A 24,530-nucleotide genomic window follows, 5' to 3' on the forward strand; every position below is an offset into this window, starting at 1 on the left:
GTGTGATTTGGATGATAAGGAATGTCGCCATAATCTACCCAAATAAGTTTAAAGCTGGAATTTCTTGCTTAGCAGTTCATATATTAGCATGTCATCTAAGCAAATATAGGGATTTAAATGTAGGGGTGTATTTCTTAGAAAATTATGAAAAAATAAAGAATTTTGACGCAATTTTTATTACTTTACAGTATGAAAACGATTATTTTAATGCAGTAACGATTGTTAAAGATTTAAAACCTCACAACCCAAACGCCGTTTTCGTTGCTGGAGGGCCATGCGTAATGGAAAACTTCTACCCAATAACTGATTTTTTTGACGCAGTTATAGTTGGAGAGATTGAAAATAGTGAGGTGATGCTAAAAGTTATAAATAAAGAGTTTGATGTTGAAGGAGTTTACTCAAAACATGCAAAAAAAGATAAGGTTAAGAGAATCTACCCAAAAAAATTAGGAGTTGAGGATTACCCAATATATCAGCCAAGTTCTGAAGAAGGGGCTTATGGTAAAGCATTTTTATTAGAAATTGGGAGGGGTTGCCCAAGAAGATGTAGATTTTGTTTGGCAAGAGCCATTTACTACCCTCCAAGGTTTAGAAAGCTTAATGACTTAATGTATTTGGCAGAGGAAGGTATTAAAGTTAATAAAGTTAATAAAGTGGCCTTAATAGCCCCATCAGTTGGAGATTATAAATATATAGTTGAGTTATGCAACTTTTTAGATGAAAAAGGAGTTCAAATATCTCCTTCATCTTTAAGGGCGGATACATTAAACGACGATTTGATGAGAATTTTAAAGCCAAAAACTTTAACTATTGCTCCAGAGGCTGGAAGTGAAAGACTTAGGGAGTTTATAAAAAAAGATATTAACGAAGGGGACATATTTAACGCCATTGAGTTAGCTAAAAAATATAATGTTGAGAAGGTTAAGCTCTATTTTATGGTTGGAATCCCTACAGAAACTGATGAAGATATAGAGGAGCTTATAACCCTAACAAAAAAGATAAAAAAAGAAATTAGAAGGGTTGAAATATCTGTCAATCCAATGATTCCAAAGCCACATACTGATTTTGAGGAAGAGGAGTTTGATTTATCATCTAAGAAAAAAATCAAGTATATTGAGAAAGCATTAAAAAAAGAAAATATCAAAGTTGAGTATGAAAACTTCAACTCCATGATCTGTCAATGTGTATTGGCAAGAGGTGATGAAATGCTAAACAAATACTTAAACTGCAAAAATCCAACCAACTTTATTAGTGCATTAAAAAAGGATAAGTTGTTAGATAAATATTTAAAAGTTGATAAAATGCCATGGAAGAATATTATTATTTAAGGGCAATCTCAAGGTATTTTATAAAATCTCTTTTATTGTCTGGGATGTAAGCTCCAGAAGCAAATTTATGACCCCCACCACTTCCATTAACCTTTTCTGAAGCATATTTTATTGCCTTAGCTAAATTTACATTATCGGCAAAGCATAAAAGCTTAGGACATCGTGCAGAAACTTTATAACCATTCTCATCCTCTGTTATTGCAAATATTGGTTTCATCCAATCAGTTTCCTCTATAGAATAGCTCATTCCAGCAACAATTCCAATAATATTTGGCATAATTTTATCAGTTTCAAAATATTGGAAATTATCTTTCTTAACTATCTCTACATCGTTTTTCACATGCTCTAAAGCTTCTCTCAAATTATTCCTATGCTTTCTCAAATTTGAAAGCATTTTTTTATAATATTTATCCCTATCTCCCATCAACACATTTAAAGCTGTCTCATAGTCTCCATATCTCGAACATGCATTTATGCAGGTAGAAAACTCCTCCAAATCTCTCAAAGGAGAGCCGAACTCTTCCCCTCTAAATTCATAAACTTCTCCAAATATGACTTTTGGAATATAAGGAGCCCAATGATTCGGAACATAATTTAAGCATTTTATTAAAAGTTCATTTCCGATAATCTTCTTATATTCAAAAGGAATCTCAGCCAATCTCATCGTTGGATTTACATCAATGCCATACTTTTTATTTATATACTGGATGTATTTTATTATTCTCGAATCGTTGTTTAATAAATCAGTTCTAACATCCACCCAATATCTCATAGACACAAATAAAGGTCTCGTCTGCCTTCCATACATCTGTAAATCACTTTTTATTTTAATATTTCCATTCATAATGGCATCATTTAATATCTCTCTATTTAAGCCAGTAAGTTTTCCTTCTATATTTTGGATGTCACCAATAGCTCCCAAAACTGCATATTTAGCCAAATCAACCCATTCATTATTTATGGCTTTTGCAAATAGATAAGAAACACCAGCTCCACAAATTTCAGCTCCACTTTTTCCTATTGTTAATGGGTTTATATGTATCACAGCTTCAGGAACTTTTATTTCCTCTGGCTGATGGTGGTCTAAAATAATAATTTTATCTTTTTTATCTGATAAATTGAGCTCATCCAACTTCTCTTTGATCATCTTCAATTGCCCACTACCTAAGTCAGCAAAAATCACTAAGTCATAATCTTTAAATGGAATGTCATTTATTGTTTCTATAGTAATTTGCTTTAAAAACATAAAATCAGCATCCAAATTTAGTCTCTCAGTCAACTTTTGCAAAATAGCTCTCGATGTTAACCCATCAGTATCTATATGCGTGGCTATCAAAATTTTATTATCCTTATTTTTTTCTAAAACCTTAGCTCCTTTTTTTAACTCTGCCCAACTTTCCATAATTTCACTAAAGACATAATTTATATAGGTGATAATGATGGATGATAAATTTGCCTCTAAATTTGAAATAGATATTTTAAACAAACTACTTAATAAAAATTTCCCCTATAATTTGGCAGTAATTTTAAAGAAAATTGGAGGTTTAGACTATAGAAAAAAGGTTTTTATTAGTGGAGAATGTATTGGGGTTTTGGAATTTGATTTAATTGACTTAGATTGGAAATTCCATCCGTATGCTTCATATTATTTAATAGAAGAGCCAAAAATTAAAATAAAGCCAACAAAAAGAAGATTAAAAGGTAAAAAAGTTCCAATTGATTTGATAGAAAATTCTGAAGAACTTAAAGGTATTAATGAAAATGAATACGTTGGTGTTGAAGTAGGAAATTACGTTGGTGTGGCTGTTAACAAAGAGGGCAAATTAAAAATTAAAGATTTAACATTAAAAAGAGAGATTAAATTTGAAAAAATTGAAGACTATCTAAAGAAGAATAAAGAAAGAATTGAAAAATTGGAGAGAAAGTCGTTATCTATCATAAAAAGATATTATGAAAAATGCAAAGATAAAAATTGGGCCATAAATGCCTCTTTTAGCGGAGGTAAAGACTCTTCTGTCTCTACTTTATTGGCAAATAAAGTTATAAGTGATTTGGAAGTTATTTTCATAGATACAGGATTGGAATTTAAAGATACTATAAATTTTGTAAAAAGATTTGCTAAAAAGTATGATTTAAATTTGATTGTTTTAAAAGGTAAGAATTTCTGGGAGCATTTAGAGAAAGAAGGGATACCTACAAAAGATTACAGGTGGTGTAACAGCGTATGCAAATTAGAGCCTTTAAAAGAATATTTAAAAAGATATAAAAGAGTTTACACAATCGACGGTTCAAGGAGATACGAAAGCTTTACAAGAGGAAAATTAAGTTATGAAAGAAAAAGTGGTTTTATAGAGAATCAAATAAATATCTTCCCAATATTAGATTGGAAAGGTACTGATGTTTGGAGCTGGATATATCTAAATGATGTTATTTACAATGAACTCTATGATAAAGGGTTTGAGAGAATTGGCTGTTATATGTGCCCCTCTGCATTAAATGCTGAATTTTTGAGAGTTAAAGAGCTTTATCCAGAGTTGTTTAATAAATGGGTTGATATTTTAAAAAGATTTGGCTATGATGAGGATGAAATTTTAAGAGGATTTTGGAGATGGAAAAAACTACCTCCTAAAATGAAAGAATTGAAAAAGATGTTAAAAAATTATTAGATGTTGCATAGTCCAAATATTCCCGTAAATATAATCTGTACTGAAATTGCCGCCAACAACAATCCCATAATCCTTACAAAGGCATTAATTCCATATATATTAATTCTTCTAATTATATAGTCAGATAATGATAAAATAATTGCTGAAACAAGCATGGTTGATAATATAGATAGGATTACAATCCCTTTATCCAAAACGCTTTGGGCTTTACTAACTAAAATCATAGTGGTTGTTATAGCTCCGGGGCCAGTTATTAAAGGAATGGATAACGGAACATAGGCTATACTTTCAATATCTCCGATATCCAATCTTTCATCTGGTTTGTGCTTTGTTTTTGGAACTTCTGCATGAAGCATGTCCCAACCTATTTTAAATAGTAAAATTCCTCCAGCAACTCTAAATGCATCTATTGTAATTCCAAAATAATTAAAGATGTAATTTCCAAACAAAGCAAACAATAACAAAATCAGTGTTGACGAGATCATAGCTTTCCTAATAATTTTTATTCTCTGTTCTTTTGGATAAGGATAAATTATCGAATGAACTATTGGAATTAAACCAATTGGGTCTACAGTAATAAAAAGGGAAACAAATCCATAAATATAGAAACCAATAATATCCATACATATCACCACGAAACTTTTAGTAAAGTTGTAATGAGAATCATATAGATTTTCATAGCTGGAAAGCAAAGATTTCCATTTCATCAAAACCATAGGGCTTTGTCCTATTGGTATACCCATAGTTTTGATGAAACTTTCTTAAAGTTCGTTTTGATCAACCTTTTTCTAAAAGGTTGTTCGGGATACCCGGGATGCATTGCCTCGCTACGCTCGGCAATGCCTCTTAATTATAGTATGCTAAAAAATTGTATAACACTCGTAATACCCAATTTTATTATTCTACCACATAGAATACACTATACTTCCCAAGAGAATCCACCAAACTAATAATGTTATTGAACTCAAAGTTCTCTCATTTATAATTAACTCCAATATTTCTCCAATTTTTACAATGAATTTATTTTTTCTCTCTTTTAATAATTCTGGAAAAGCGTTCCATACGTGAAATCCATCCAAAGGTATTGCTGGGAGTAAATTAAATAAAGCTAACAAGAAGTTGGACCAATAAGTCCAGTATATTGTGTTTATTAACAATGCTGTATTTTTATCTGGCGAAATCATAACCCCTATTCTCCCCTCATTAGAGCTAACAATTTTATACGACAATAGTTTGTTATCCCTTAAAACCTTTATTTCATACTCTTTGTTTGGCTCTATTGTTTTTGCAAATTCATTAAAATCCTCTAAAGAATTTATTTTTTTGCCATTAATCTCATAAATAATATCCCCTTTTTGCAAAAACTCAGATGCTGGTTCTTTAACATCGATGATTTTCAACTCCGTTGGTAAAGTATAGCTGAATGAAAGTAAAGGAATCGCTATTAAAAAAATCAGCAAATTTGCCAATGGTCCTGCTGAAGCAATAGCTCCTCTAATTTTTTTCTCTGCATTTTTAAATTCATCTCCCAATTCAACAAAAGCCCCTAATGGTAGCCCTAATAATAACAAAATACCGGAACTCTTAACTTTAATTCCAAAAGACCTCGCAAATATTCCATGTGCTAATTCATGAACAGAAATTGCTATTAATAAAGCTATAACTCCAGGAATCCACGGAATTACATCCCCAAACAAAAATACAACTGGTTTTGCAGCTTCTTTTGGTAGAGTTCCAGATAAAAGCTTTAAGCTCATAGTTATGATATTAAAAAGCATAATAAATCCAAGTATTACACATATTGGTATTGAGATAATTCCAATCTTCTGCCAAATTTTATATCTTCCCAATTTTTCAATTGTTTTTAACCCAAATTTAGTCCTTAAAATTCCAAAAATTCCTCCATAGGTTTTTAAGTTTATTGAATCCCTGATAGCATATAATATCAGCCAAATAATTATTGCCATAATTAATATGAGCCTGGATGTGTCCATCATTACTCCTCCAGAATTTCTTTAATTAAACTTTTAAATGAACGAAGAGTATATATAATAGTTGGTATGAACTCTATGAAATAAAATAATAATGGTGAGTATATGGAGGCTTTGGTTTTAGTAGGGCATGGAAGCAGATTGCCATACAGCAAAGAGCTCTTAGTAAAATTGGCTGAAAAGGTTAAAGAAAAAAATATATTTCCAATCGTCGAAATTGGTTTAATGGAATTTAATGAACCAACAATTCCTCAAGCTGTTAAAAAAGCTATAGAGCAAGGTGCTAAAAAAGTTATCGTTGTTCCTGTTTTCTTAGCTCATGGAATACATACAACAAGAGACATTCCAAGATTGTTGGGATTGATTGAAGATGATGGGGAACATCACGAACATGAACACCATCATCATGGGCATGATCATCACCACCATCACCATCACGAACATGAAAAATTAGAGATTCCAGATGGTGTTGAAATTATTTACAGAGAACCTATTGGAGCAGATGATAGAATTGTAGATATCATTATCGACAGAGCATTTGGAAGATAAATCAAATATCAGCTCTTTTTTATAATTCTTTTATTTTTCTATATTGATGATAATTTTTATAAACTATTTTAGACTATAAAACTGAGCAGGCTATTTTATTATTATTGATTAAGGAGGTTGCATTATGTTTGCTCCAGGACACATAACAGGATTTTTTGCAGTCTGTAAATCAAAAAATTCCTTAAAAACGGGCTCTATAGGGGCTGGAATTACAGTAGATAAAGGCGTTAGTGTGGAGTTAAAGGAAGGGGATGGAAGTGTTTTTTATAATTGTAAAAAAGTAAATATCTGTTCAGTTGAAAAAGTTTTAGAGTATTATAAAGAATTGAGATATAGTGGCTGTTATGATATTATATTTTCATCAGATTTTCCTTTAGGTAGTGGATTGGGAATGTCAGGAGGCTGTGCTTTAACCTTATCTAAAAAATTAAATGACATGCTAAATTTAAATGAAAGTTATGTAAAAATAGCCCATGTAAGCGAGGTAGAGTGTGGAACTGGATTGGGTGATGTGATAGCCCAATACACAAAAGGATTTGTTATAAGAAAAGCTCCTGGATTTCCAATAAATGTTGAAAAAATACATATTAATGATGATTATTACATTATCATTGAAATTTTTGGAGAAAAGGAAACAAAAGAGATAATTACTAATGAAAGTTGGATTAATAGAATAAATGAATATGGAAGGAGATGTTTAAATGAACTTCTAAAAAATCCTACTTTAGAGAACTTTATCAGTCTTTCATACGAATTTGCAGTAAATACCGGCTTAATAAATGAAAACATTTTATCAATATGTGATGATTTAAAATTTACAGTTGGAGCTTCCCAATCTATGTTAGGAAATACTTTATTTTGTATTTCAAAAAAAGAGACATTGGAAGATGCCCTATCCATATTAAAAAACCCAATTGTTTGTAAGATTTATCAATAGCTCTCTATCCTAAAAACAACTACTGGAATATTTACAGCCCTTTTTTTATGAAACTCATATATTGCAGGGATTCTAAAAAACGCCTCATAAATATGCGTTATTCTCCCCCCTTTATCCTCAACATACTTCATAACGAAATCCTTTGTTGGGTAGTTGTGTATAGTATAAATAATATCCCCAATCTCTAAAGCTTTATCTAAAAATATTCTATCAGCATGTTTCTTTTGAGCACCAAAAGGAGGGTTTTGGATAACAACCTTCTTTAAATTTTTACCTTCCCCAAGTATGTCGTTTAAAAATTCATTATCAACATCTCTAATATCCATGCAATAAAAATCTACATCAACATTTGCCTTTTTTGCATTTTCTTTTGCAGTTTCAATGCTTTCCTTATCAATATCAATTCCAATAGCTCTCTTAGCCCCCAAAATTTTGCTTCCAATAGCCAACCTTCCAGTTCCACATCCTAAATCAATAACAACATTTCCATAAAAATCATTCACTGCAAAAAATAAAATATCGGATGCCAACTTTCCGTCTATTGTATATTGCTCTAAATCAGCTTTTGGGTTTGGATGACTCTTTAAAGAATCCAATATCATCTCCAAGTGTTTTTTCTTTATCATATCTTCACCAAATTAAATATATAATTCTATAAATGTTATCTAGCATAAAAATAAATAATTGTTTTGAATAGAATTATTCAATATTAATTCCTTTCTTAATTGATGTTTCTGCTTTTGGTAATATGACTGATAAAACCCCATTTTCAAATTTAGCTGAAGCATCTTCTTCTTTAACAACTGCAGGAAGTTTTATCGTTCTGTAAACTTCCTCTTCTTCTGGAATCTCTGAGTAAATAATTCTTTCACTTTCAGTTATCATTAATGGGCTTCTTTTAGCTCTGATTTCTAATGTATCCCCAATTGCATTTAAGACTATGTCTTCTTTATTAACCCCTGGCAACCATGCAATAACTTTTATATGTTTATCTCCTTCAATAATGGAAATTGGCATGAACCCTTTTCCTGAAATTTGTATTCCAGTTGAGCTTTGAATCATTGTAGTTCCTGCTATTGGGGTTGTAAAGAACTCTTTAAACATCCTCTCAAATAATGAATCAAATGGATCTCTTCCAAACATGCCCCCCACCTCTTTTTAGTTTGTCTAATATAGTATGTTTTTGAAGTTCTATATAAATTTTTCGGTCTATTATTTAAGGAAACTATTAAATATTTAATTTTACAAAAATTAATTTATAAGTTTACAGGATTCCAAATTTCAAATAATTATTGGGATAATATCCATATTAGTTGGAATATAAGGTTAGTTGCATAAATTTCTAATATTCATTTTTGTTTTTTCATAAAAGTTCTCTTTTATTATCAATCAATTATAATTCTTATAATAATTCTTTGTCATAAATATTTTTCAGCAAAGTCTCAATCTATCAAATAAACAGCCACAAACAGCAAATCTAAACCGAAAATTTTAAATACTATATATTTTCTAATAGAAATCTTGTAAAACTTCTGAGGTGGTATTATGGCTGAGCTTCCAGTTGCACCATTTGAAAGAATCTTGAAAAAAGCTGGTGCTGAGAGAGTTAGTAGAGCAGCAGCAGAATACTTAGCAGAAGCAGTTGAAGAAATCGCATTAGAAATCGCAAGAGAAGCAGTTGATTTAGCAAAACACGCAAAAAGAAAAACAGTAAAAGTTGAAGACATAAAATTAGCTTTAAAACAGTAAATTCCCATATTTCTTCTTTTCTTTATTTTATCAGTAGAAATTTATTGGTTTTTTGATTTTAAGTGTTTATTGTTATTTAGAGAGGCTACTATATGCCCCCGTAGCTCAGCCAGGATAGAGCGTCCGGCTTCGGACCGGAAGGTCGGGGGTTCAAATCCCCTCGGGGGCGTCATAATTAAAAGAAGATGAGATAATGGAAGCGCTTATAAAGCTCTTTGTATCTATCTTAGTTGTGTGTGTATTGGCGTTAATAATTAAAAGAAGTAAATGTTTAGACGATAGTGGTATTATAGGTTCATCAATCATGGCTTTTATATTAATTTACTTTTGTGGATTTAAATACTTGGCTTTACTTTTATCTTTTCTTATTTTAGGAGTTTTGGTAAGTAGAATTGGTTTAGATAAAAAGAAATCCAAAAAAATGGATGAAACTTGTAGAACTTTAAAAAATGTTTTGGCAAATGGATTAATCCCAATATTATTTGCTATTTTAACCATATTTGGGCTTAACTGGGCTTTAGTAGGTTATGTATCTTCAATAGCCGCTGCCACATCAGACACTTTTTCTTCTGAGCTTGGGGTTTTATCTGACGAAAATCCAAAACTAATAACAACATTTGAAGTCGTTGAAAAAGGTACTGATGGAGCTATAACAATATTTGGTACATTATCCGGGATTTTAGGAGCGTTTTTAATCGGATTTTTAGGATATTTATTCTTTGGAGATGTTAAAATTATCTTATGTGGAACTATCGGTGGAATATTTGGAAATTTGGCTGATAGCTTATTTGGGGCGTTATTTGAAAGAAAAGGAATATTAAATAATGAGCATGTTAATTTAATAGCCACTATTGTGGGTGGAGTTGTCGGGGTGTTTATGCATTATATGTTATAATTTTACATGTTAATTTGAATATGTGAATACTTTGATGACCGAAAAGTTTATATATTACATATGTAATTTACTAATACTGCAAATGAGCCTCGGTGGCTCAGCCTGGTAGAGCGCCTGACTTGTAATCAGGTGGTCGGGGGTTCAAATCCCCCCCGGGGCTCCATTCCTTCCTTCAGTGGGCCTGTGGGGTAGCCTGGTCCATCCTTTGGGATTTGGGATCCTGAGACCCCAGTTCAAATCTGGGCAGGCCCACCATTTCTCGTCCGGCGGTAGTTCAGCCTGGTAGAACGGCGGACTGTAGATCCGCATGTCGCTGGTTCAAATCCGGCCCGCCGGACCATCAACCCCTTTGAGGGTTCAACCGAAAAGTATATATATGAGAAACGCGATATGTTTGAAACGCGCACGAGCTAAGGGCTAAAGAGGGCCCGTAGCTCAGTCTGGCAGAGCGCCTGGCTTTTAACCAGGTGGTCGAGGGTTCAAATCCCTTCGGGCCCGCTATTTCCCTTGGTACGGCGGTCATAGCGGGGGGGCCACACCCGAACCCATCCCGAACTCGGAAGTTAAGCCCCCCAGCGATGCCCCGAGTACTGCCATCTGGCGGGAAAGGGGCGACGCCGCCGGCCACTTTTTATTATTTTAAAATTTCAAGGTTATCCTTGGCATTACTATGCCCTGGTGGTGTAGCCCGGCCTATCATACGGGACTGTCACTCCCGTGACTCGGGTTCAAATCCCGGCCAGGGCGCCAATTTTTATTTTAGAATAATTAATCGATAAATTTAAATATTTTTAAAAATTTTTAAATAGGGGGATTTAATGGAAGAAGAGTTTTACAAAATTTTTAAAGGAACTGGATTGATAAAAACTTTAATAAGAAATATTTTTTTAAAAAATAGAAATAAGTTTTCAAAACCCTCAAAAACTAAGCCTATACAATTAACTGAATGTATTGGATGTGGTTTGTGTATAGATGTCTGCCCTACAAATGCAATAAAGATATTTGATTTTAGAGAAGAGATTTGTTCTGTTTGTGGGGCCTGTATTGAAGTCTGTCCAAATAATGCAATACTAAAAAATAGATTTAGTATAGATAAAGATAAATGCACAAAATGTGGGGCATGTGTTTTAGTTTGCTCAATTCCTATAATAAAGAGGGAGATACCGAAACCAAAAACACCAGTTATTTTAAAAGATAGATGTAACAGCTGTGGGCTGTGTGAATGCGAAGCAATTGATGTAAAAAATAAAGAAATTAATCCAGAAAAATGCAACCTCTGCTTAAATTGCATTGAGAAATGTCCATTACAGGCAATTCTAACACCCGATGAGTATATAAACTCCCTAATTGTCAAAGTTGATATAGATAGCTGTATATTTTGCAGAGAATGTGAGGAAGTTTGTCCTATAAGGGGAAATTATGATAGAAAAGGCTAAGGAAGATTTTAAATACTTAATAAATAGGGGTTATAAAAAGGATGTTGCTTTAAATTTTGTAGCAAATCATTACAAGCTTAGCAGGGAAGAGAGGCTTAAAATTATTAGAACTACACACAGCGATGAAGAAATAAAATTAACTAAGAAAAAAATAAAAAAATTAAAATATCTTAAGAAAAAAACAATATATATCGATGGTTTTAATGTTCTTATTGGTTTAGAGGCATTGATTAAAGGGCACGAAGTTATTTTATGTGATGATGGAATCTATAGAGATTTTGAGAACGTTTATGGAAAATACAAAATAAATGAATATACTGAAAAAGCTTTATCCCATTTATTAGAGATTTTAAAATATTATAACGTTAAAGCTGTTATATATTTAGATGCTCAAGTGTCTAAAAGCGGAATGTTAGCTAAAAAGATTAGAGAGATGATGAAATCCTTTAACATTGAAGGAGAAGTTTTTTGCGTTAAAAACTGTGATTACGAGCTTAAAAATAAGGAGGTTGTTGCAACATCAGACAGTGTAATAATCAAGAGTAAAAATGTAAAATATGTGGTTGATTTAATAGCTGAGGCAATCGAATATTTAAAGAAAAATAATAAAAATAATTATGGTTTAATAAGGAATATATAATGCATAAGATTTTGAGGGGAAATAATGAAAATTGGAATAATGAGCGATTCCCATGACCATCTACCAAATATAAGGAAAGCTATAGAGATTTTTAATGAGGAAGAGGTTGAAACTGTTATACACTGTGGGGATTTTGTTAGTCTATTTGTTATAAAAGAGTTTGAGAACTTAAATGCCAACATCATAGCCACTTATGGAAACAACGATGGGGAGAGATGCAAATTAAGGGAATGGTTAAAGGACATAAATGAAGAAAATATAATTGACGATTTTATATCTATTGAAATTGATGGTTTGAACTTTTTTATAACTCATGGACATCATCAATCTGTCTTAGAAATGGCCATTAAATCTGGTTTATATGATGTTGTTATTTATGGTCACACTCATGAGAGGGTTTTTGAAGAAGTTGGCGATGTTTTAATTATAAACCCTGGAGAGTGTTGTGGATATTTAACCAACATTCCTACTATTGGAATATTAGATACTGAAAAGAAAGAGTATAGAGAGATAGTGTTGGAGTAAAAAATTTAAATACTTTTTATTACTACAATCTCTAAAAAATAAAATGGTGAGGATATGAAAATCTTATTGATTGGTGGAGGAGCAAGAGAAAGTGCAATAGCTCATGCTTTAAAAAAGAATGAAGATGTGGAGTTATATACGCTAATGAAAAACAAAAACCCAGGGATTGCAAGATTATCTAAGGAAATAAAGTTAGCTAAAGAGACAGATTTAGACGCTGTTAAAGAATTTGCTGAAAAAATTAACCCTGACTTAGCTGTTATAGGTCCTGAAGCTCCTTTAGATGTTGGAGTTGTTGATTTGTTGGAGGATTTGGGAATTCCAGCAGTTGGGCCTAAAAAATTAGCTGCCCAAATAGAGACAAACAAAGAATTTATGAGGAACTTATTCAAAAAATACGATATAAAAGGTTCTTTAATATACAAAGCATTTGAAGAATATGGAGAAGAGTTGGAGAGCTTTATTGATGAATTAACTGAAAAAGGCATTAAAGCTGTAGTAAAACCAGTTGGATTAACTGGAGGTAAAGGAGTTAAGGTAGTTGGAGAGCAGTTAAAAGATAATGAGGAGGCAAAGAAATATGCTAAAGAGATTTTTGAAACTGGATTAGGTGGAGGAAAGGTTTTAATTGAAGAAAAATTAGAGGGAGTTGAATTCACATTACACGGATTTGTTGATATTGATAATATAAAATTCACTCCATTTGTTCAAGACCACCCGCATGCATTTGAAGGGGATGAAGGAAGTATAACTGGAGGTATGGGCTCATATTCATGCCCAGATCATAAACTTCCATTCATGACTGAAGAAGACGTAGAGATGGCGAAAGAAATTATGGAAGAGACAGTTAAAGCATTGAAAAAAGAGGTTGGAGGATATAAAGGAATTTTATACGGGCAATTTATGCTAACAAAAGATGGACCTAAAATTATAGAATACAATGCAAGATTTGGAGACCCCGAGGCTATGAATTTATTGGCTATATTAAAAAATGACTTCTTAGAGATCTGTGAGGCAATTGTAAATAAAAAGCTTAAAGATGTTGATGTTGAATTTGAAAACAAGGCTACAGTTTGTAAGTATGTAGTTCCAAAAGGATATCCTGACAACCCTGTTAAAGGAGAGCCAATAAGTGTTGATGAAGAGGCTATTAAAAAATTGGGGGCCATCTTACACTACGCCTCAGTCAATGAAGAGGATGGAAACTTATACATGACTGGTTCAAGAGCTGTTGCAGTAGTTGGAGTTGCGGATACAATTGAAGAAGCTGAAAAAATAGCTGAAGAGGCTACAAAATACATTAAAGGGGAGGTATATCATAGAAGTGATATTGGCAAAAAAGAATTAATTAGAAAGAGAATTGAGAAGATGAAACAGTTGAGAGGAGAATAATTAACTATTTATTACATTTTATACTTTAACAATCTCTTTATGCATTAGATAACATATCAAAACTCCAGAAATTACAGCGGAGCTTAGAATCATCCACATAATGACAATTTGAATCTTTGCCGCATATAATGGATTTGCTCCGCTTAAAAGCATCCCAACCATAGCTCCTGGAATAAAGATAACACCAACTGACTTTGTCCTATTCATTTGTGGAATTAGAGCAGATTTTACAGCATTTTTTATAAATGGCTTTAAAGCTTCTATCTCAGTAGCTCCTAAAGCCAAATACCCCCACAAAATATCTCTTTCAGATTTAACCGAATCTATTATTTTATCAAGCGTCAAATGGATAGTATTCATGGCATTCCCAATAACCATACCCATCAATGGGATAACATAGGATGGCTCAAATTTTATAATTTTGGATATTATCAATATAACAAGTGAAACTGTTGCAGTAGTTAAGAATGTGATGAATAAGCTAATAAAAAGCTTTTTCCTATTTTTTAAATTTATTTCTTTCATTATGAGAAAAGATGCCAAGGTGATCATTACAGAAATCATTAAAAATGCTCCAATCATCCCATAAGAAAATACGTAGAGCAAAACAAACCCTAAAACAATTAGCTGAATTAAAGCTAAGATTGATACATATATTATTTTTTTCTCTATGTCCAATTCTTCTCTATGCGCTATAATAACTGCAATAATTACAAAGATAAAGGCATAAACAAGTTCTATCAATATCTCACCGTTAATTCCATATACTTATATACTTATTCTTATTATTTAGCCATCCGGAGGGATGGTTATGGATTGGGAGATAACGTTTAAAGGCATAACTTATGAGTGCATAAATTGTTCTTACTGTTGCTCATGTGAGAGTTGGAGGATATATTTGAATTATTTTGATAGGTTAAAGCTTAAAGATTATGAATATGCAATAGAATCCTGTGAAGGAGAGTTTAAGCATAGGTTAAAAATTAATGAAAGAGGTTGTATCTTATTAGATAAAAACCTATGCAAAGTTCATTTGGAAAAAGGTTATGAATTTAAACCATTGATGTGCATGATTTTCCCTTTCAGTTGTATGGTGAAGTGGGACGGAACTCCTTTATTGATAATAAAACATTACTGTAAGGGAATTAAAAAAGGGGATGTAGACAAAAAAGTTGTTAATGAAGCTATTGAGCTAATAAAAGAGCTTTATTTTGATAGGTTTGAAAAGATTATAGAGAATGGCCTGGAATACAGCAGTAAGACAGAGATGTTTGAGGGCTGTAAAATTTACTGGGAAGAGAGGGAAGAGTTTGGAAAATATATTTTTAGTAGTAAATCATTTGATGAGATGTTTGAAAGATGCAAGGAAGTTTTTTGTGATAAAATAAATCTCATAAACATTGGAAAATTTGATGAAATAAAAAACAACCTATTAACTTATGGCAATAAAGAGAACGAAGAGGAAATTTTAAGGTATTTGTTGGAGCTGAACAGGAGGGAGCATTTCAGAAAACTTCCTTTCTATAAAGAGGTTAACAAACTCTTAGACATTGGGGGTTATTTGAGCAGATTCAGGAATGTATTTGAAGGTGAGGGCGAGATTGACAAAAGGTTATTTTTAAAACACTTATAAAATTTAGATATGCAATTTTATCAATTTAAAATTAAAGCGTAACTTTAATATACTAAAGTAATACATAATTTTCTTTAAATAATATGATAGTATTCAAAAATTATGGTGGAATTGCATGGAAATAAAAAATGAAAAAGAAATGGAAATTTCCAATATATTGTTATCACTAACTTATTTAATTAAATCATACGAATGTAGGGATAAAGGGAATTTCTTGGAGTCAGCATATTACCTTGAAAAGGCTTTAGAGCTAAATCCCAATTTAAAACTTGCAAAATTTTTGAAAGCAATATTGTTAATGATTTTAGGAGATATCCAAAGATCTACAAAATATCTCGAAGAGATTGCAAAAGATTCCAAAGATCCTATAACATATACCCTTCTCGGCCAATGTTATGAATTATCAGGGAATTTTGACAAAGCATTGGAATGCTATGAAAAATCGCTGGGTATCGATGAGAAATTTGCCTTGGTAGTTTTCTTCAAAAGTTTATGCGTGGGTATTTCTGATGAATGTGACAAAACATTAACATATTGTGATAAATTAATAGCAAATTCACCTGACTTTGTTCCTGCATATATAATCAAAGCAGACCTGTTGCGTAGGTTAGGTAGGTATGAAGAGGCATTACATTGTTTAAATAGAGCTTTAGATTTAAAATCAAATGATAAAAATGCCATGTATTTGAAAGCACTAATTTTGAAAAAAATGGGTAAGTATGATGAGTCTCTAAAATATTACGAAAAACTTATTGACGAATTAAATATAACTTGTATTGAAGTAATTAGGGAGGGGATCTACTTATCATTCTTATTTAATAAACTTGATCAAGCTGAAAAATATATTGAAATGGGATTAAAATCAATACCCGGAGATGCAAGTTTGTGGTATTTTAAAGGCAGATTATATGAAAAGCAAGGTAAAGCTGAAGAGGCTTTAAAATATTACAACAAAGCTCTTCAGATTATGCCTAATCATACAAAAGCTTTACTCGCAAAGGCAAGAGTACTGGAAAAATTAGGAAGAATAGAGGAATCTATAGAATATTACAACATAGCGCTTGATAAATAACTATTTTACAACTTAATACCCACTTTACTAAAAGGTTGAGGACTTATGGTTTAATTCCCATGAACTTACTTAACCCGTTTTCACATGAAACTTTTAAAAAGTTTCATCAAAAAATTAATTTTATAATCTAATGCCAACAACTTTACTCAATCCGTTTTCCATATAAACACCATAAACAACATCTGCTTTACTAACCATCTGTTCTCTATGGCTTACAACTATAAATTGGCTATCTTTTGAGGCGTTTTTAATCATATCTGCAATTAAGGAAACATTTTTTACATCCAAAGCGGCATCAACTTCATCCAATACATAAAATGGTGAAGGGTTTAATCTTTGAATGGCAAACAAAAATGCTAAGGCAGTTAGTGATTTTTCTCCTCCACTCATAGCATCTAAGCTCAATAGCTTTTTACCTCTTGGAGATGCATCTATTAAAATCCCTCCTTCAAAAGGATTTTCTTCGTTTTCTAAGCTTAGCTTTCCATAACCTCCAATTTCCCTATAAACATCCTCAAAGTTTTTAGCTACTTTGTTAAACACTTCCATAAACACTTCTTTCTTTCTGTTTTCAAGCTCTTCCATCAATTGAAGGTATTTTTTCTCATCCCTTTCATACTCTTTTCTTTTTTCTATCAATTCATTGTATCTCTCAGCTACATAGTTGTAATCTTCAATAGCCCTCATATTAACTGGCTCTAATTTTTTTATTTCATTTTCAAGCTCTCCTATGTATAATTCAAGCTCTTCAATGCTTTTTTCTTCCAAGTCTTCACTTACATCTACTTTTTCACATAGATAGAGTTTTCTTTCCTCTTCTTCTAATTTACTCTCATACTTTGCCTTTTCAACCATAAGTTCATTTATTCTATTTTCAATATCTCTAACTTTTTTCAATACATCTCTTTTTTCATTTTCTAAGGTTTCTATCTCTTTCTCAATTTCTTCCTTTTTTGTAGTTAGTTCTTTTAAATTTTTAGCCAACTCTTCATATTTTTTCTTCTTTTCTTCCAAAATCTTCAAGTTTTTGTTAATACCTTCTTCATAAAATGAAATATTCTTTTCCAATACTGCCTTTTTATTTATCAGCTCAGAAGCTTTTTTATTAAGCTCTTCAATTTTTGGAATTAATATTTCTTTAACTAAGGTTAATCCCTTATCAATCTCATTTTTTAATTTTGCTTTTTCTTTCTCTAAAATTTTTAATTCATCCTCAATTTCATTCATTCTCTTTAAGTTCTCATCGCTTTCATATTCTTTTAACTCTTTCATTATCCTTTCTCTTTTTTCAATCAATTCATTTATTTTACTTTCAATTTCATTAATTTTATCTAAAATTTCCTCTTTATTGATCTTTAACTCTTCCAACTCGTCCAAAATCTCTTTATTTTTTAATTCTAACTCTTTTATCTTTATATTATTTTTTTCAACTATTTCTCTTCTTCTCATCTCATTCTTTTTAATAATTTCCAAGGTATTTTCAATCTCCATCTTTTTGGCTGAGCTCTTTCTTATTATCTCATTTAATCTTTCAATTTCTTCTTTAATATTTCTCAACTCTCCTTCAATAGCAATGATTTCATCAGCTATTCTATTCAGCTTACTTAAATCAACATCAACCTTTATCTTAGCCCTGCTTTTAAAAGTTCCTCCAACCATTACCCCACTTGGCTCTATAACATCCCCATCCAATGTTACAAACCTTACTTTCCTGTATTTTTTAGCCAATTCCTTTGCTATATCAATGTTTTCAACAACTACAGTGTTTCCAAACACGTATTCAAATATCTTCCTATATTTTTCATCAAACTCCACTAAATCTATTGCCCTCCCAATAACGCCATCTTCATATATATATTCTGCTTCTCTACCTTCAATCCTATCTAATGGCAGAAATGTAGCTCTACCGAGCTTTCTCTCTTTTAAATACTTTATAGCTCTAACTCCATCCTCCATTCTTTTAACAACTATATGATTTAACCTATTTCCAGCCGCTACTTCAATTGCTTTTTTATATTCAATCTTTGTCTTTCCTAAATTTCCAACAATATCAATAACTCCTGGTAGATTGGCGTTTAAAATCTCCCTAATGGTTTTATCTACTGAAATATCTTCCATCTCTTTTAACGCTTTAATCCTTGCATTCTCTTTAACATATTCAGCATGCAACTCATCCAATTTAGATTGAAGTTCCTTCTTTTTTTCTTCAAGCTCTTTTATCTTCTTCTTTGAAAATTCAATATCAACGTTTAAATTTTCAAGCTCTAAATATAACGGCTTGGTATCAACATCTTCGACAGATTCAAGCTCCTCCTTTAATTTTTTTATAATTTCATTGTTTTTTTCAATTTCAAAACTCTTCCTATCTACTAAATTCTCTAAATCATTTAATTCTTTTTTTAATTTATAAAGCTCATTTTGACTTTTAGCTATTTCATCAGTCACTTCCATCTCAGCTTTTTTTAAGCTTTTTATTATATTTTCGCTTTCAGCAATAGCCTCTTTTAACCTTTCTTTCTCATAATTTAGGTTTTTAATTTTCTCCTCAATTTCTTTAATTTTATTTTCTTTTTCGATAATTTTATCTCTATTTTCAATAATCTTTTTTTGAGTTTCATCAATTTCATTCTTTTTATTTTTAATTTCATTTTCAATTTTATTCAATTCATTTTTTGAATTTTCCAAAACTTTTTTATCGTTTTCAATTTCAATTTCAAGCTCTTTAATTGATTTGTGTAGCTCTAAAACCTCTTCATTACCTTTTTCATTGAGTTCATTTATTATATTGTCTAATCTTACCTTTAAATTGTCTATTTCAGCATTTATATCCTTAACTTTCCCCAAAAACTCCTCTTTAAGGCTTTCTAAGTTTTTTATATTATCTTGAAGGTTTTCTAAAAAAGTATTTAAATAACTAACCTTCTTCAATATCAATGCATATTTTGCTGATTTTAGCTCCTCATTTAATTTAATATACCTTTCTGCATCTTCTTTTTCTTTTTTAAGCTTTTTTAAATTATTCTCAACCTCATTAATCCTTATATCTATCATCTCAATTAATTCCCTTGCCTTTTTTAACTCTTCCTCTGCCTTTTTCTTCTTTTCATCAAATTCCGCAACTCCGCTAATCTCATCAATAATCTTTCTCCTCTCAATTGGAGAGATATTAATAATCTTCAATAAATCTCCTTGAGAGATTACATTATCCCCTAAAAGCCCCAATCTCCTAAATAAATCAATAATTTCATGCTTAGACATCTTTTTTCTTTTTTCTTTATCTCCTTCTTTCCATATTAAATAATAGTCTGTCTCTCCATTCTTTTTTATTCTTCTTAAAATCCCAACTTTATTGGCGTTAATGTTAAAGACGTTGTTGTCGTTTGAAAAGTATAGGTAAACTTCTGCAAAATCAGCCCTTTTTCCGTTATGATAGGTTATTAAACCGCTGAATCTACTAGCCCTTAATTTTTTAGCGGATGTTTTTCCAAGAACGAATAATATGGCATCAACTATATTTGATTTTCCGCTTCCATTTGGTCCTACTATGGCTGTAAATCCTTTTGGAATGTCCAAAGATAATTTTTTAAATGATTTAAAATTTTTTAGTTCTATCCTTTCCAGTGCAACCATCACATTCACCATTTATTTAGCAAGATGATGATTATTTATTATCACTTTTATTTTTATTGCTATTTTTATCTAAAAATTTAATCTCAAATTGGCAGAAATCATGCCCCAATCCATAACAGTGTGTTTCAATGACTCTACATTTTTTACCATATGCATTTTCCACAAATCCAGATAGGAATCCTGCCTCAAGATGACATAATGGCTTTCCAACATATGGTAGTCCAGCGCAACTTATACAATCATATATCCTTATCACAATAGGGTCTTCATTAATCATTTGGAGCTCTCCAAGTTTATATTTTTCGTAAAATTCACTAAACTCCTCAAAATTATTTATCTTTAAGGATTTAATAAGTTCTTTACCAAAATAGAACATTAATGCATCACTATCTACATTAAGGTATTTTCTGAAATTCAAATATCTAAAAGCTCTAAATAGTCCTACATCTACATCTCTTCCAAATTTTTTTCTCTTTACCCTTGTGAATAGCTCTTTAATTGGAAGTTCTACAGGTGATTCAAATAGCATACTACAGTATTTTGTTATCTCATCTGAATAATCATCAATAATTTTTGATATATTATTTAAATTTGCCTTTGAACTAAGAACGAGTATTAAAAATACATTATGTATGTTTGCTACCATAAAAGTCTCATTTCTTCCTCTAATTACAATATCACGCACTGCAATATCTGTAGTATCATACAATGTTTTCTCGGCAAAACCTTCTATGACAGATAGGATGTTCATAAACTCGTTGGTAATATGCTCTGGCATCTCTCTTAAAATAACTTCTCCGTCTTTTTTAACTATTGCAGAACCTACAATCCCAGGAACTTTATTTAACTCTCTTAATATTTCTTTTAATTTATTTAAGGCTATTTTATTTGTGCTCATATTCTACACCAATCTTGATATCGCAATTATTTATTAATCACTAATCTTATTTAAATTTATATATTCATCTAAAGTCCTTTGTATATTTAAATTCTTAATTTCACTTTCTGCTATTTTAAGAGGTCTTTTAGCCAATGCTTTTCTAACTCCTTCCCTAACCACCCATACTCCTAAAGGAATATCATAATCTTTCTTAACTGTTCTTTTAACCACAACTGTCGCCTGCCTTTTCATCTTATTCAATTTCTCCAAAACCGCCAATCTTGCAGCATAGTAAGCCCCTCCAGTGTTATTGGCATATTTTTTCCTCCCTTTAATTTCAGAATCTGAAACAGTTATATCCTTATTGCTTTTATTCCAAATGCACCCAGATTTATAAGTTTCTATTAACTTAAAGCTCCAAGGTTTTGGTAAGAAGTAAATCTCAAATTTATTCCCCAGATAATGATTTTCAAACTTTAGAGGCTCATCCAAAACCTTATAATCCCTAATTTTTTTAATAAATGATTTTCCAACAATATCATCAACTGCAGTTATTGCCCATCTTGTTGGAACTAACTTTTTTTCTTTTCCCAAAACCCCACAAGAAAACAATCTCGAAGCATAAACTTCATCAAATCTTTTATAGATTTTTAATACCCCTTCAATTGAATAGTCATCAGCTACTTTATCAACAATTTGTGGAATTTTTGGGTTATCATAGTTTAATCTTTTTAAATTACCTACTGGCCCAATTGGAGGGATATCATTAAAAAACGGCAATAAAAGCTTTGGTTTATTATAAAATTCTACCTCAGAATCAACTGGCTTTATACTCATCGCTATTTCTTGTAGTTTTTCAACTAAAGGAGTTATTCTATGGGCGTTTACTCTAATCCTTGGAGAAAACAAGTTTAACCTAATTTTTAATATCTCTTCTTTTTTAAGACCATACAAATTCTCAGCATCTTCAAAACTACCAACAAGAGGGGATAAAAATACATTTGGATAATTTACTCTCCCAACTAAAAAAGATGCTGAATTTCCAAAGACTTCATTTTTAATCTCTGGTAGGTATTTCAAAATTTCTTTAAATTTGGATTTATAAATGTTGTTTAAAAGAGGACAGCTCTGCTTTCCGCAATAACCCTTACCTTTACATTTAACGCATAGCATATAACCACCATTAACCTATACTACTAAAAAATACTAAAAATAAAAAAAATAAATAAAAATTACCTAATTTTTCCCCTTCCAAGAGATGCAAATATCCCAATAAAACATAATATTGTAAATATTATAAAGGAAACTCTGGCACTTTCAACAAGTAATGGGTAGTATTCTGGGGTTATCTCCACCTTACCTATCAAAATTGAAAAAATTAGCATAACAATTGCCATACTCAATATCTGTCCCAACAAACGCATTGTTGCTACTGTTGCAGATGCAATACCAAAAAATTTTCTCTCAACAGAGCTCATTATTGCATTTGTGTTTGGAGAGCTAAATAGAGCTAAACCAAAACCTAAAAGCATTAAATTTAAAACTATTAAGCTGATTGGGGTATCTATTCCAATATTTGAGAATATAAAGAGGCTCAAAGTTGTTATAGCCATTCCAATTGACGCAACAACTTTTGGCTCTATTATATCTGACAGCCAACCTGCAAATGGAGCAAATATTGCCATAATAACTGGTTGTGAAAGCAAAATTATACCTGCATCTTGAGAATTAAATCCCCTAACTTCCTGTAAATAAAAGCTCAATACAAAACCAACTGCAAATGTTGCACTATAATTTAACAACGCTGCAAGGCTTGATAAAGAAAAAGTGAGGTTTTTTCTAAACAGCCTAATTTCAAGAACTGGACACTCTACCCTGCTCTCATAATTGACAAAAATTAATAAAAGAACTAAACCTACAACTAAAAATGGAACTGAAAGCTCAGTTAATCCATAAATTATAAAAAGGAGCATAAAACTGTATAATATTGAACCTATAAAATCAAATTTCTCCCCCTTTGCATCAGCCCACTCTCCTTTAAGTTTCCATAATGCAAGAGATAAAGCTAAGATTCCCAGTGGAACGTTAATTAAAAATACACTTCTCCAGCCAAAATTTTGAGCCAAATAACCGCCAAGAAATGGACCTAAGCTTAATCCAGTATAAACAGCTCCAGTATTAATTCCAATTGCCTTTCCTCTTTCATTCTTTGAAAAGATGGATGTGAGAATTGCCATAGCCGTTGTAAAAATCATCGCCCCTCCTATACCCTGAATAACTCTTGAGGCTATTAAAAACTCTGCTGAAGTTGCAATACCTGAAAGAAAAGAGCCAACGGTATAGATAAAAAGCCCCATTATAAAGATTTTCTTTCTGCCTTTTATATCTGCAATTCTACCAAATGGAACTGAGAATATTCCAGCTGCAAGAAGATATGCCGTAGCAATCCATCCAAGGGTTACTGCATCAATATTGAACTCCCTACCAATTGGAGGAAGAACTATATTTGTTGATGAACTCATGAAAGGTGTTAAGAATGCAGCTATAGCTGTAACAAGTAGAGCAATATACTTCACATTCTCACCGTTTTACTTCAGCTAAATCTAAAACCCCCACTATTTTTCCATAGTTTGATTAGTTAATCAAAAAACCGTCTTATATTTTTATATTATTACGTTTTTTATAGAGATATGAAGAAATTCTAAATTTTTAATACAAATCTTGGCGTTTTCTCTTATCGTAAATTTTGTTTTCAAAATATATAAGTTATTCAAATATAAAACTATATATTTAAATATATGGATAAAAAAGAGCATAATAAAATGGAGTGATGCTCCGGCCGGGATTTGAACCCGGGTCGCGGGCTCGAAAGGCCCGCATGATTGGCCGGACTACACCACCGGAGCAATTATAAAAATAGAAAAATTGGCGGACCCGAGGGGATTTGAACCCCCGACCCCCGGCTTAGAAGGCCGGTGCCCTATCCAGGCTAGGCTACGGGTCCACTTTAACTCAACCTAATTTGCAAGCACTTTCTACAATGAACTTTCTCATATATATATTTTTCGTTTCGTAATCAAGAACAAATGGTTGAAAGAAAGACGGTTAATTATAGTTAATTATAAATACAACTTTATGACATATATCAGTTAATCACAATCCAATTATTTTGTTAATTTTATTAAACATTGTATAATAAATCTCTTT

22 protein-coding genes, 8 tRNA genes and 1 rRNA gene are annotated in these 24,530 nt (G+C 31.5%); 19 read left to right on the forward strand and 12 right to left on the reverse strand.

Annotation, left to right across the window (positions count from 1 at the left end; translation table 11 throughout):
• Positions 1-11 precede the first annotated feature (11 nt).
• Positions 12-1,328 (forward strand): B12-binding domain-containing radical SAM protein, encoded by a 1,317-nt coding sequence (locus tag MEFER_RS04280; protein WP_015791405.1) that lies wholly within the window; start codon positions 12-14, stop codon positions 1,326-1,328.
• On the opposite strand, the gene recJ is transcribed toward MEFER_RS04280, so the two are convergent.
• Positions 1,321-2,730, reverse strand: a complete 1,410-nt coding sequence (gene recJ / locus MEFER_RS04285; RefSeq protein WP_015791406.1) for a single-stranded-DNA-specific exonuclease RecJ — start codon at positions 2,728-2,730, stop codon at positions 1,321-1,323. The two genes, MEFER_RS04280 and recJ, sit on opposite strands and share 8 nt — an antisense overlap.
• A 37-nt stretch (positions 2,731-2,767) precedes the next feature.
• Here recJ and MEFER_RS04290 point away from each other — a divergent pair, with 37 nt between their 5' ends.
• A complete protein-coding gene (locus MEFER_RS04290) occupies positions 2,768-3,994 on the forward strand; it encodes a phosphoadenosine phosphosulfate reductase domain-containing protein (protein WP_048056325.1) in 1,227 nt (408 codons plus the stop codon).
• On the opposite strand, the gene MEFER_RS04295 is transcribed toward MEFER_RS04290, so the two are convergent.
• On the reverse strand, positions 3,991-4,617 hold the full coding sequence (locus MEFER_RS04295) for an NAAT family transporter (protein ID WP_015791408.1): 627 nt from the start codon (positions 4,615-4,617) through the stop codon (positions 3,991-3,993). The two genes, MEFER_RS04290 and MEFER_RS04295, sit on opposite strands and share 4 nt — an antisense overlap.
• Before the next feature lie 279 nt (positions 4,618-4,896).
• Positions 4,897-5,988: a site-2 protease family protein gene (locus tag MEFER_RS04300; RefSeq protein ID WP_015791409.1), complete on the reverse strand. Its 1,092-nt coding sequence runs from the start codon at positions 5,986-5,988 to the stop codon at positions 4,897-4,899.
• 102 nt (positions 5,989-6,090) lie between these two features.
• Here MEFER_RS04300 and cfbA point away from each other — a divergent pair, with 102 nt between their 5' ends.
• Together cfbA and MEFER_RS04310 are read left to right on the forward strand one after the other, a co-directional pair.
• Positions 6,091-6,534 (forward strand): sirohydrochlorin nickelochelatase, encoded by a 444-nt coding sequence (gene cfbA / locus MEFER_RS04305; RefSeq protein ID WP_015791410.1) that lies wholly within the window; start codon positions 6,091-6,093, stop codon positions 6,532-6,534.
• Between the two features lie 124 nt (positions 6,535-6,658).
• Positions 6,659-7,471, forward strand: a complete 813-nt coding sequence (locus tag MEFER_RS04310; RefSeq protein WP_015791411.1) for a pantoate kinase — start codon at positions 6,659-6,661, stop codon at positions 7,469-7,471.
• On the opposite strand, the gene MEFER_RS04315 is transcribed toward MEFER_RS04310, so the two are convergent.
• Entirely contained in the window at positions 7,465-8,097 is a 633-nt protein-coding gene (locus MEFER_RS04315; RefSeq protein WP_015791412.1) for an METTL5 family protein, read from the reverse strand. The genes MEFER_RS04310 and MEFER_RS04315 overlap by 7 nt on opposite strands.
• Before the next feature lie 73 nt (positions 8,098-8,170).
• A complete protein-coding gene (locus MEFER_RS04320) occupies positions 8,171-8,614 on the reverse strand; it encodes an Hsp20/alpha crystallin family protein (RefSeq protein WP_015791413.1) in 444 nt (147 codons plus the stop codon).
• Positions 8,615-9,016: 402 nt separating this feature from the next.
• Here MEFER_RS04320 and MEFER_RS04325 point away from each other — a divergent pair, with 402 nt between their 5' ends.
• The 13 genes from MEFER_RS04325 to purD all read left to right on the forward strand — a co-directional run bounded on the left by MEFER_RS04325 (position 9,017) and on the right by purD (position 14,108).
• Entirely contained in the window at positions 9,017-9,220 is a 204-nt protein-coding gene (locus MEFER_RS04325; protein WP_015791414.1) for a histone family protein, read from the forward strand.
• Between the two features lie 94 nt (positions 9,221-9,314).
• Positions 9,315-9,389, forward strand: a tRNA-Arg gene (locus MEFER_RS04330).
• 24 nt (positions 9,390-9,413) lie between these two features.
• Positions 9,414-10,115, forward strand: coding sequence for a TIGR00297 family protein (locus MEFER_RS04335; protein ID WP_015791415.1), 702 nt, complete (start codon positions 9,414-9,416; stop codon positions 10,113-10,115).
• Positions 10,116-10,201: 86 nt separating this feature from the next.
• Positions 10,202-10,278 (forward strand) — tRNA-Thr (locus MEFER_RS04340).
• Between the two features lie 14 nt (positions 10,279-10,292).
• Positions 10,293-10,370 (forward strand) — tRNA-Pro (locus MEFER_RS04345).
• A gap of 8 nt (positions 10,371-10,378) precedes the next feature.
• Positions 10,379-10,455, forward strand: a tRNA-Tyr gene (locus MEFER_RS04350).
• Positions 10,456-10,539: 84 nt separating this feature from the next.
• A tRNA-Lys gene (locus MEFER_RS04355) sits at positions 10,540-10,613 on the forward strand.
• Positions 10,614-10,626: 13 nt separating this feature from the next.
• Positions 10,627-10,741 (forward strand): 5S ribosomal RNA (gene rrf / locus MEFER_RS04360).
• A 46-nt stretch (positions 10,742-10,787) separates the two neighbouring features.
• Positions 10,788-10,865: transfer RNA gene (locus MEFER_RS04365), tRNA-Asp, on the forward strand.
• A gap of 68 nt (positions 10,866-10,933) precedes the next feature.
• Entirely contained in the window at positions 10,934-11,551 is a 618-nt protein-coding gene (locus tag MEFER_RS04370) for a 4Fe-4S binding protein (protein ID WP_015791416.1), read from the forward strand.
• Complete coding sequence (locus MEFER_RS04375) at positions 11,532-12,191, forward strand: DUF434 domain-containing protein (protein ID WP_211204179.1); 660 nt, start codon at positions 11,532-11,534, stop codon at positions 12,189-12,191. The genes MEFER_RS04370 and MEFER_RS04375 overlap by 20 nt, the downstream gene beginning before the upstream one ends.
• A gap of 24 nt (positions 12,192-12,215) precedes the next feature.
• The gene (locus MEFER_RS04380) at positions 12,216-12,716 is read left to right on the forward strand and encodes an MJ0936 family phosphodiesterase (protein ID WP_015791418.1); all 501 of its coding nucleotides are present in this window, start codon (positions 12,216-12,218) and stop codon (positions 12,714-12,716) included.
• Between the two features lie 54 nt (positions 12,717-12,770).
• Positions 12,771-14,108 carry a phosphoribosylamine--glycine ligase gene (gene purD, locus MEFER_RS04385; RefSeq protein ID WP_015791419.1) on the forward strand — a complete coding sequence of 446 codons (1,338 nt, stop codon included), beginning with the start codon at positions 12,771-12,773 and terminating at the stop codon, positions 14,106-14,108.
• A gap of 18 nt (positions 14,109-14,126) precedes the next feature.
• Here purD and MEFER_RS04390 read toward each other — a convergent pair whose 3' ends face one another.
• A complete protein-coding gene (locus tag MEFER_RS04390; RefSeq protein WP_015791420.1) occupies positions 14,127-14,852 on the reverse strand; it encodes an ABC transporter permease in 726 nt (241 codons plus the stop codon).
• A 67-nt stretch (positions 14,853-14,919) separates the two neighbouring features.
• On the opposite strand from MEFER_RS04390, the gene MEFER_RS04395 reads away from it, so the two are divergent.
• Both MEFER_RS04395 and MEFER_RS04400 read left to right on the forward strand, forming a co-directional pair.
• Positions 14,920-15,741 (forward strand): YkgJ family cysteine cluster protein, encoded by an 822-nt coding sequence (locus MEFER_RS04395; RefSeq protein WP_015791421.1) that lies wholly within the window; start codon positions 14,920-14,922, stop codon positions 15,739-15,741.
• Positions 15,742-15,856: 115 nt separating this feature from the next.
• Positions 15,857-16,813, forward strand: a complete 957-nt coding sequence (locus tag MEFER_RS04400) for a tetratricopeptide repeat protein (RefSeq protein WP_015791422.1) — start codon at positions 15,857-15,859, stop codon at positions 16,811-16,813.
• Positions 16,814-16,933: 120 nt separating this feature from the next.
• Here MEFER_RS04400 and smc read toward each other — a convergent pair whose 3' ends face one another.
• From smc to MEFER_RS04430, 6 genes are all read right to left on the reverse strand, one after another.
• Positions 16,934-20,443, reverse strand: a complete 3,510-nt coding sequence (gene smc, locus MEFER_RS04405; protein WP_015791423.1) for a chromosome segregation protein SMC — start codon at positions 20,441-20,443, stop codon at positions 16,934-16,936.
• 31 nt (positions 20,444-20,474) lie between these two features.
• Positions 20,475-21,341, reverse strand: a complete 867-nt coding sequence (locus MEFER_RS08520; RefSeq protein ID WP_015791424.1) for a DUF2507 domain-containing protein — start codon at positions 21,339-21,341, stop codon at positions 20,475-20,477.
• 33 nt (positions 21,342-21,374) lie between these two features.
• On the reverse strand, positions 21,375-22,496 hold the full coding sequence (locus MEFER_RS04415) for an Nre family DNA repair protein (RefSeq protein WP_015791425.1): 1,122 nt from the start codon (positions 22,494-22,496) through the stop codon (positions 21,375-21,377).
• Positions 22,497-22,555: 59 nt separating this feature from the next.
• The gene (locus MEFER_RS04420; protein WP_015791426.1) at positions 22,556-23,899 is read right to left on the reverse strand and encodes an MFS transporter; all 1,344 of its coding nucleotides are present in this window, start codon (positions 23,897-23,899) and stop codon (positions 22,556-22,558) included.
• A 255-nt stretch (positions 23,900-24,154) separates the two neighbouring features.
• Positions 24,155-24,229 (reverse strand) — tRNA-Glu (locus tag MEFER_RS04425).
• Positions 24,230-24,249: 20 nt separating this feature from the next.
• Positions 24,250-24,327, reverse strand: a tRNA-Arg gene (locus MEFER_RS04430).
• Positions 24,328-24,530: the final 203 nt, after the last annotated feature.

Origin of the sequence: Methanocaldococcus fervens AG86 (assembly GCF_000023985.1) — an archaeon.
GTDB lineage: Archaea > AGJL01 > Methanococci > Methanococcales > Methanocaldococcaceae > Methanocaldococcus > Methanocaldococcus fervens.

What these genes read in the sequence shown, in the direction of transcription:
- MEFER_RS04325 (WP_015791414.1), top strand. Translation starts at nt 9,017, where the DNA reads ATGGCTGAGCTTCCAGTTGCACCATTTGAAAGAATCTTGAAAAAAGCT.
- cfbA (WP_015791410.1), top strand. Translation starts at nt 6,091, where the DNA reads ATGGAGGCTTTGGTTTTAGTAGGGCATGGAAGCAGATTGCCATACAGC.
- MEFER_RS04400 (WP_015791422.1), top strand. Translation starts at nt 15,857, where the DNA reads ATGGAAATAAAAAATGAAAAAGAAATGGAAATTTCCAATATATTGTTA.
- MEFER_RS04310 (WP_015791411.1), top strand. Translation starts at nt 6,659, where the DNA reads ATGTTTGCTCCAGGACACATAACAGGATTTTTTGCAGTCTGTAAATCA.
- MEFER_RS04280 (WP_015791405.1), top strand. Translation starts at nt 12, where the DNA reads ATGATAAGGAATGTCGCCATAATCTACCCAAATAAGTTTAAAGCTGGA.
- smc (WP_015791423.1), bottom strand. Translation starts at nt 20,443, where the DNA reads ATGGTTGCACTGGAAAGGATAGAACTAAAAAATTTTAAATCATTTAAA.
- MEFER_RS04320 (WP_015791413.1), bottom strand. Translation starts at nt 8,614, where the DNA reads ATGTTTGGAAGAGATCCATTTGATTCATTATTTGAGAGGATGTTTAAA.
- MEFER_RS04380 (WP_015791418.1), top strand. Translation starts at nt 12,216, where the DNA reads ATGAAAATTGGAATAATGAGCGATTCCCATGACCATCTACCAAATATA.
- recJ (WP_015791406.1), bottom strand. Translation starts at nt 2,730, where the DNA reads ATGGAAAGTTGGGCAGAGTTAAAAAAAGGAGCTAAGGTTTTAGAAAAA.
- MEFER_RS08520 (WP_015791424.1), bottom strand. Translation starts at nt 21,341, where the DNA reads ATGAGCACAAATAAAATAGCCTTAAATAAATTAAAAGAAATATTAAGA.
- MEFER_RS04415 (WP_015791425.1), bottom strand. Translation starts at nt 22,496, where the DNA reads ATGCTATGCGTTAAATGTAAAGGTAAGGGTTATTGCGGAAAGCAGAGC.
- MEFER_RS04395 (WP_015791421.1), top strand. Translation starts at nt 14,920, where the DNA reads ATGGATTGGGAGATAACGTTTAAAGGCATAACTTATGAGTGCATAAAT.
- MEFER_RS04290 (WP_048056325.1), top strand. Translation starts at nt 2,768, where the DNA reads ATGGATGATAAATTTGCCTCTAAATTTGAAATAGATATTTTAAACAAA.
- MEFER_RS04295 (WP_015791408.1), bottom strand. Translation starts at nt 4,617, where the DNA reads ATGGATATTATTGGTTTCTATATTTATGGATTTGTTTCCCTTTTTATT.
- MEFER_RS04370 (WP_015791416.1), top strand. Translation starts at nt 10,934, where the DNA reads ATGGAAGAAGAGTTTTACAAAATTTTTAAAGGAACTGGATTGATAAAA.
- MEFER_RS04335 (WP_015791415.1), top strand. Translation starts at nt 9,414, where the DNA reads ATGGAAGCGCTTATAAAGCTCTTTGTATCTATCTTAGTTGTGTGTGTA.
- MEFER_RS04300 (WP_015791409.1), bottom strand. Translation starts at nt 5,988, where the DNA reads ATGGACACATCCAGGCTCATATTAATTATGGCAATAATTATTTGGCTG.
- MEFER_RS04315 (WP_015791412.1), bottom strand. Translation starts at nt 8,097, where the DNA reads ATGATAAAGAAAAAACACTTGGAGATGATATTGGATTCTTTAAAGAGT.
- purD (WP_015791419.1), top strand. Translation starts at nt 12,771, where the DNA reads ATGAAAATCTTATTGATTGGTGGAGGAGCAAGAGAAAGTGCAATAGCT.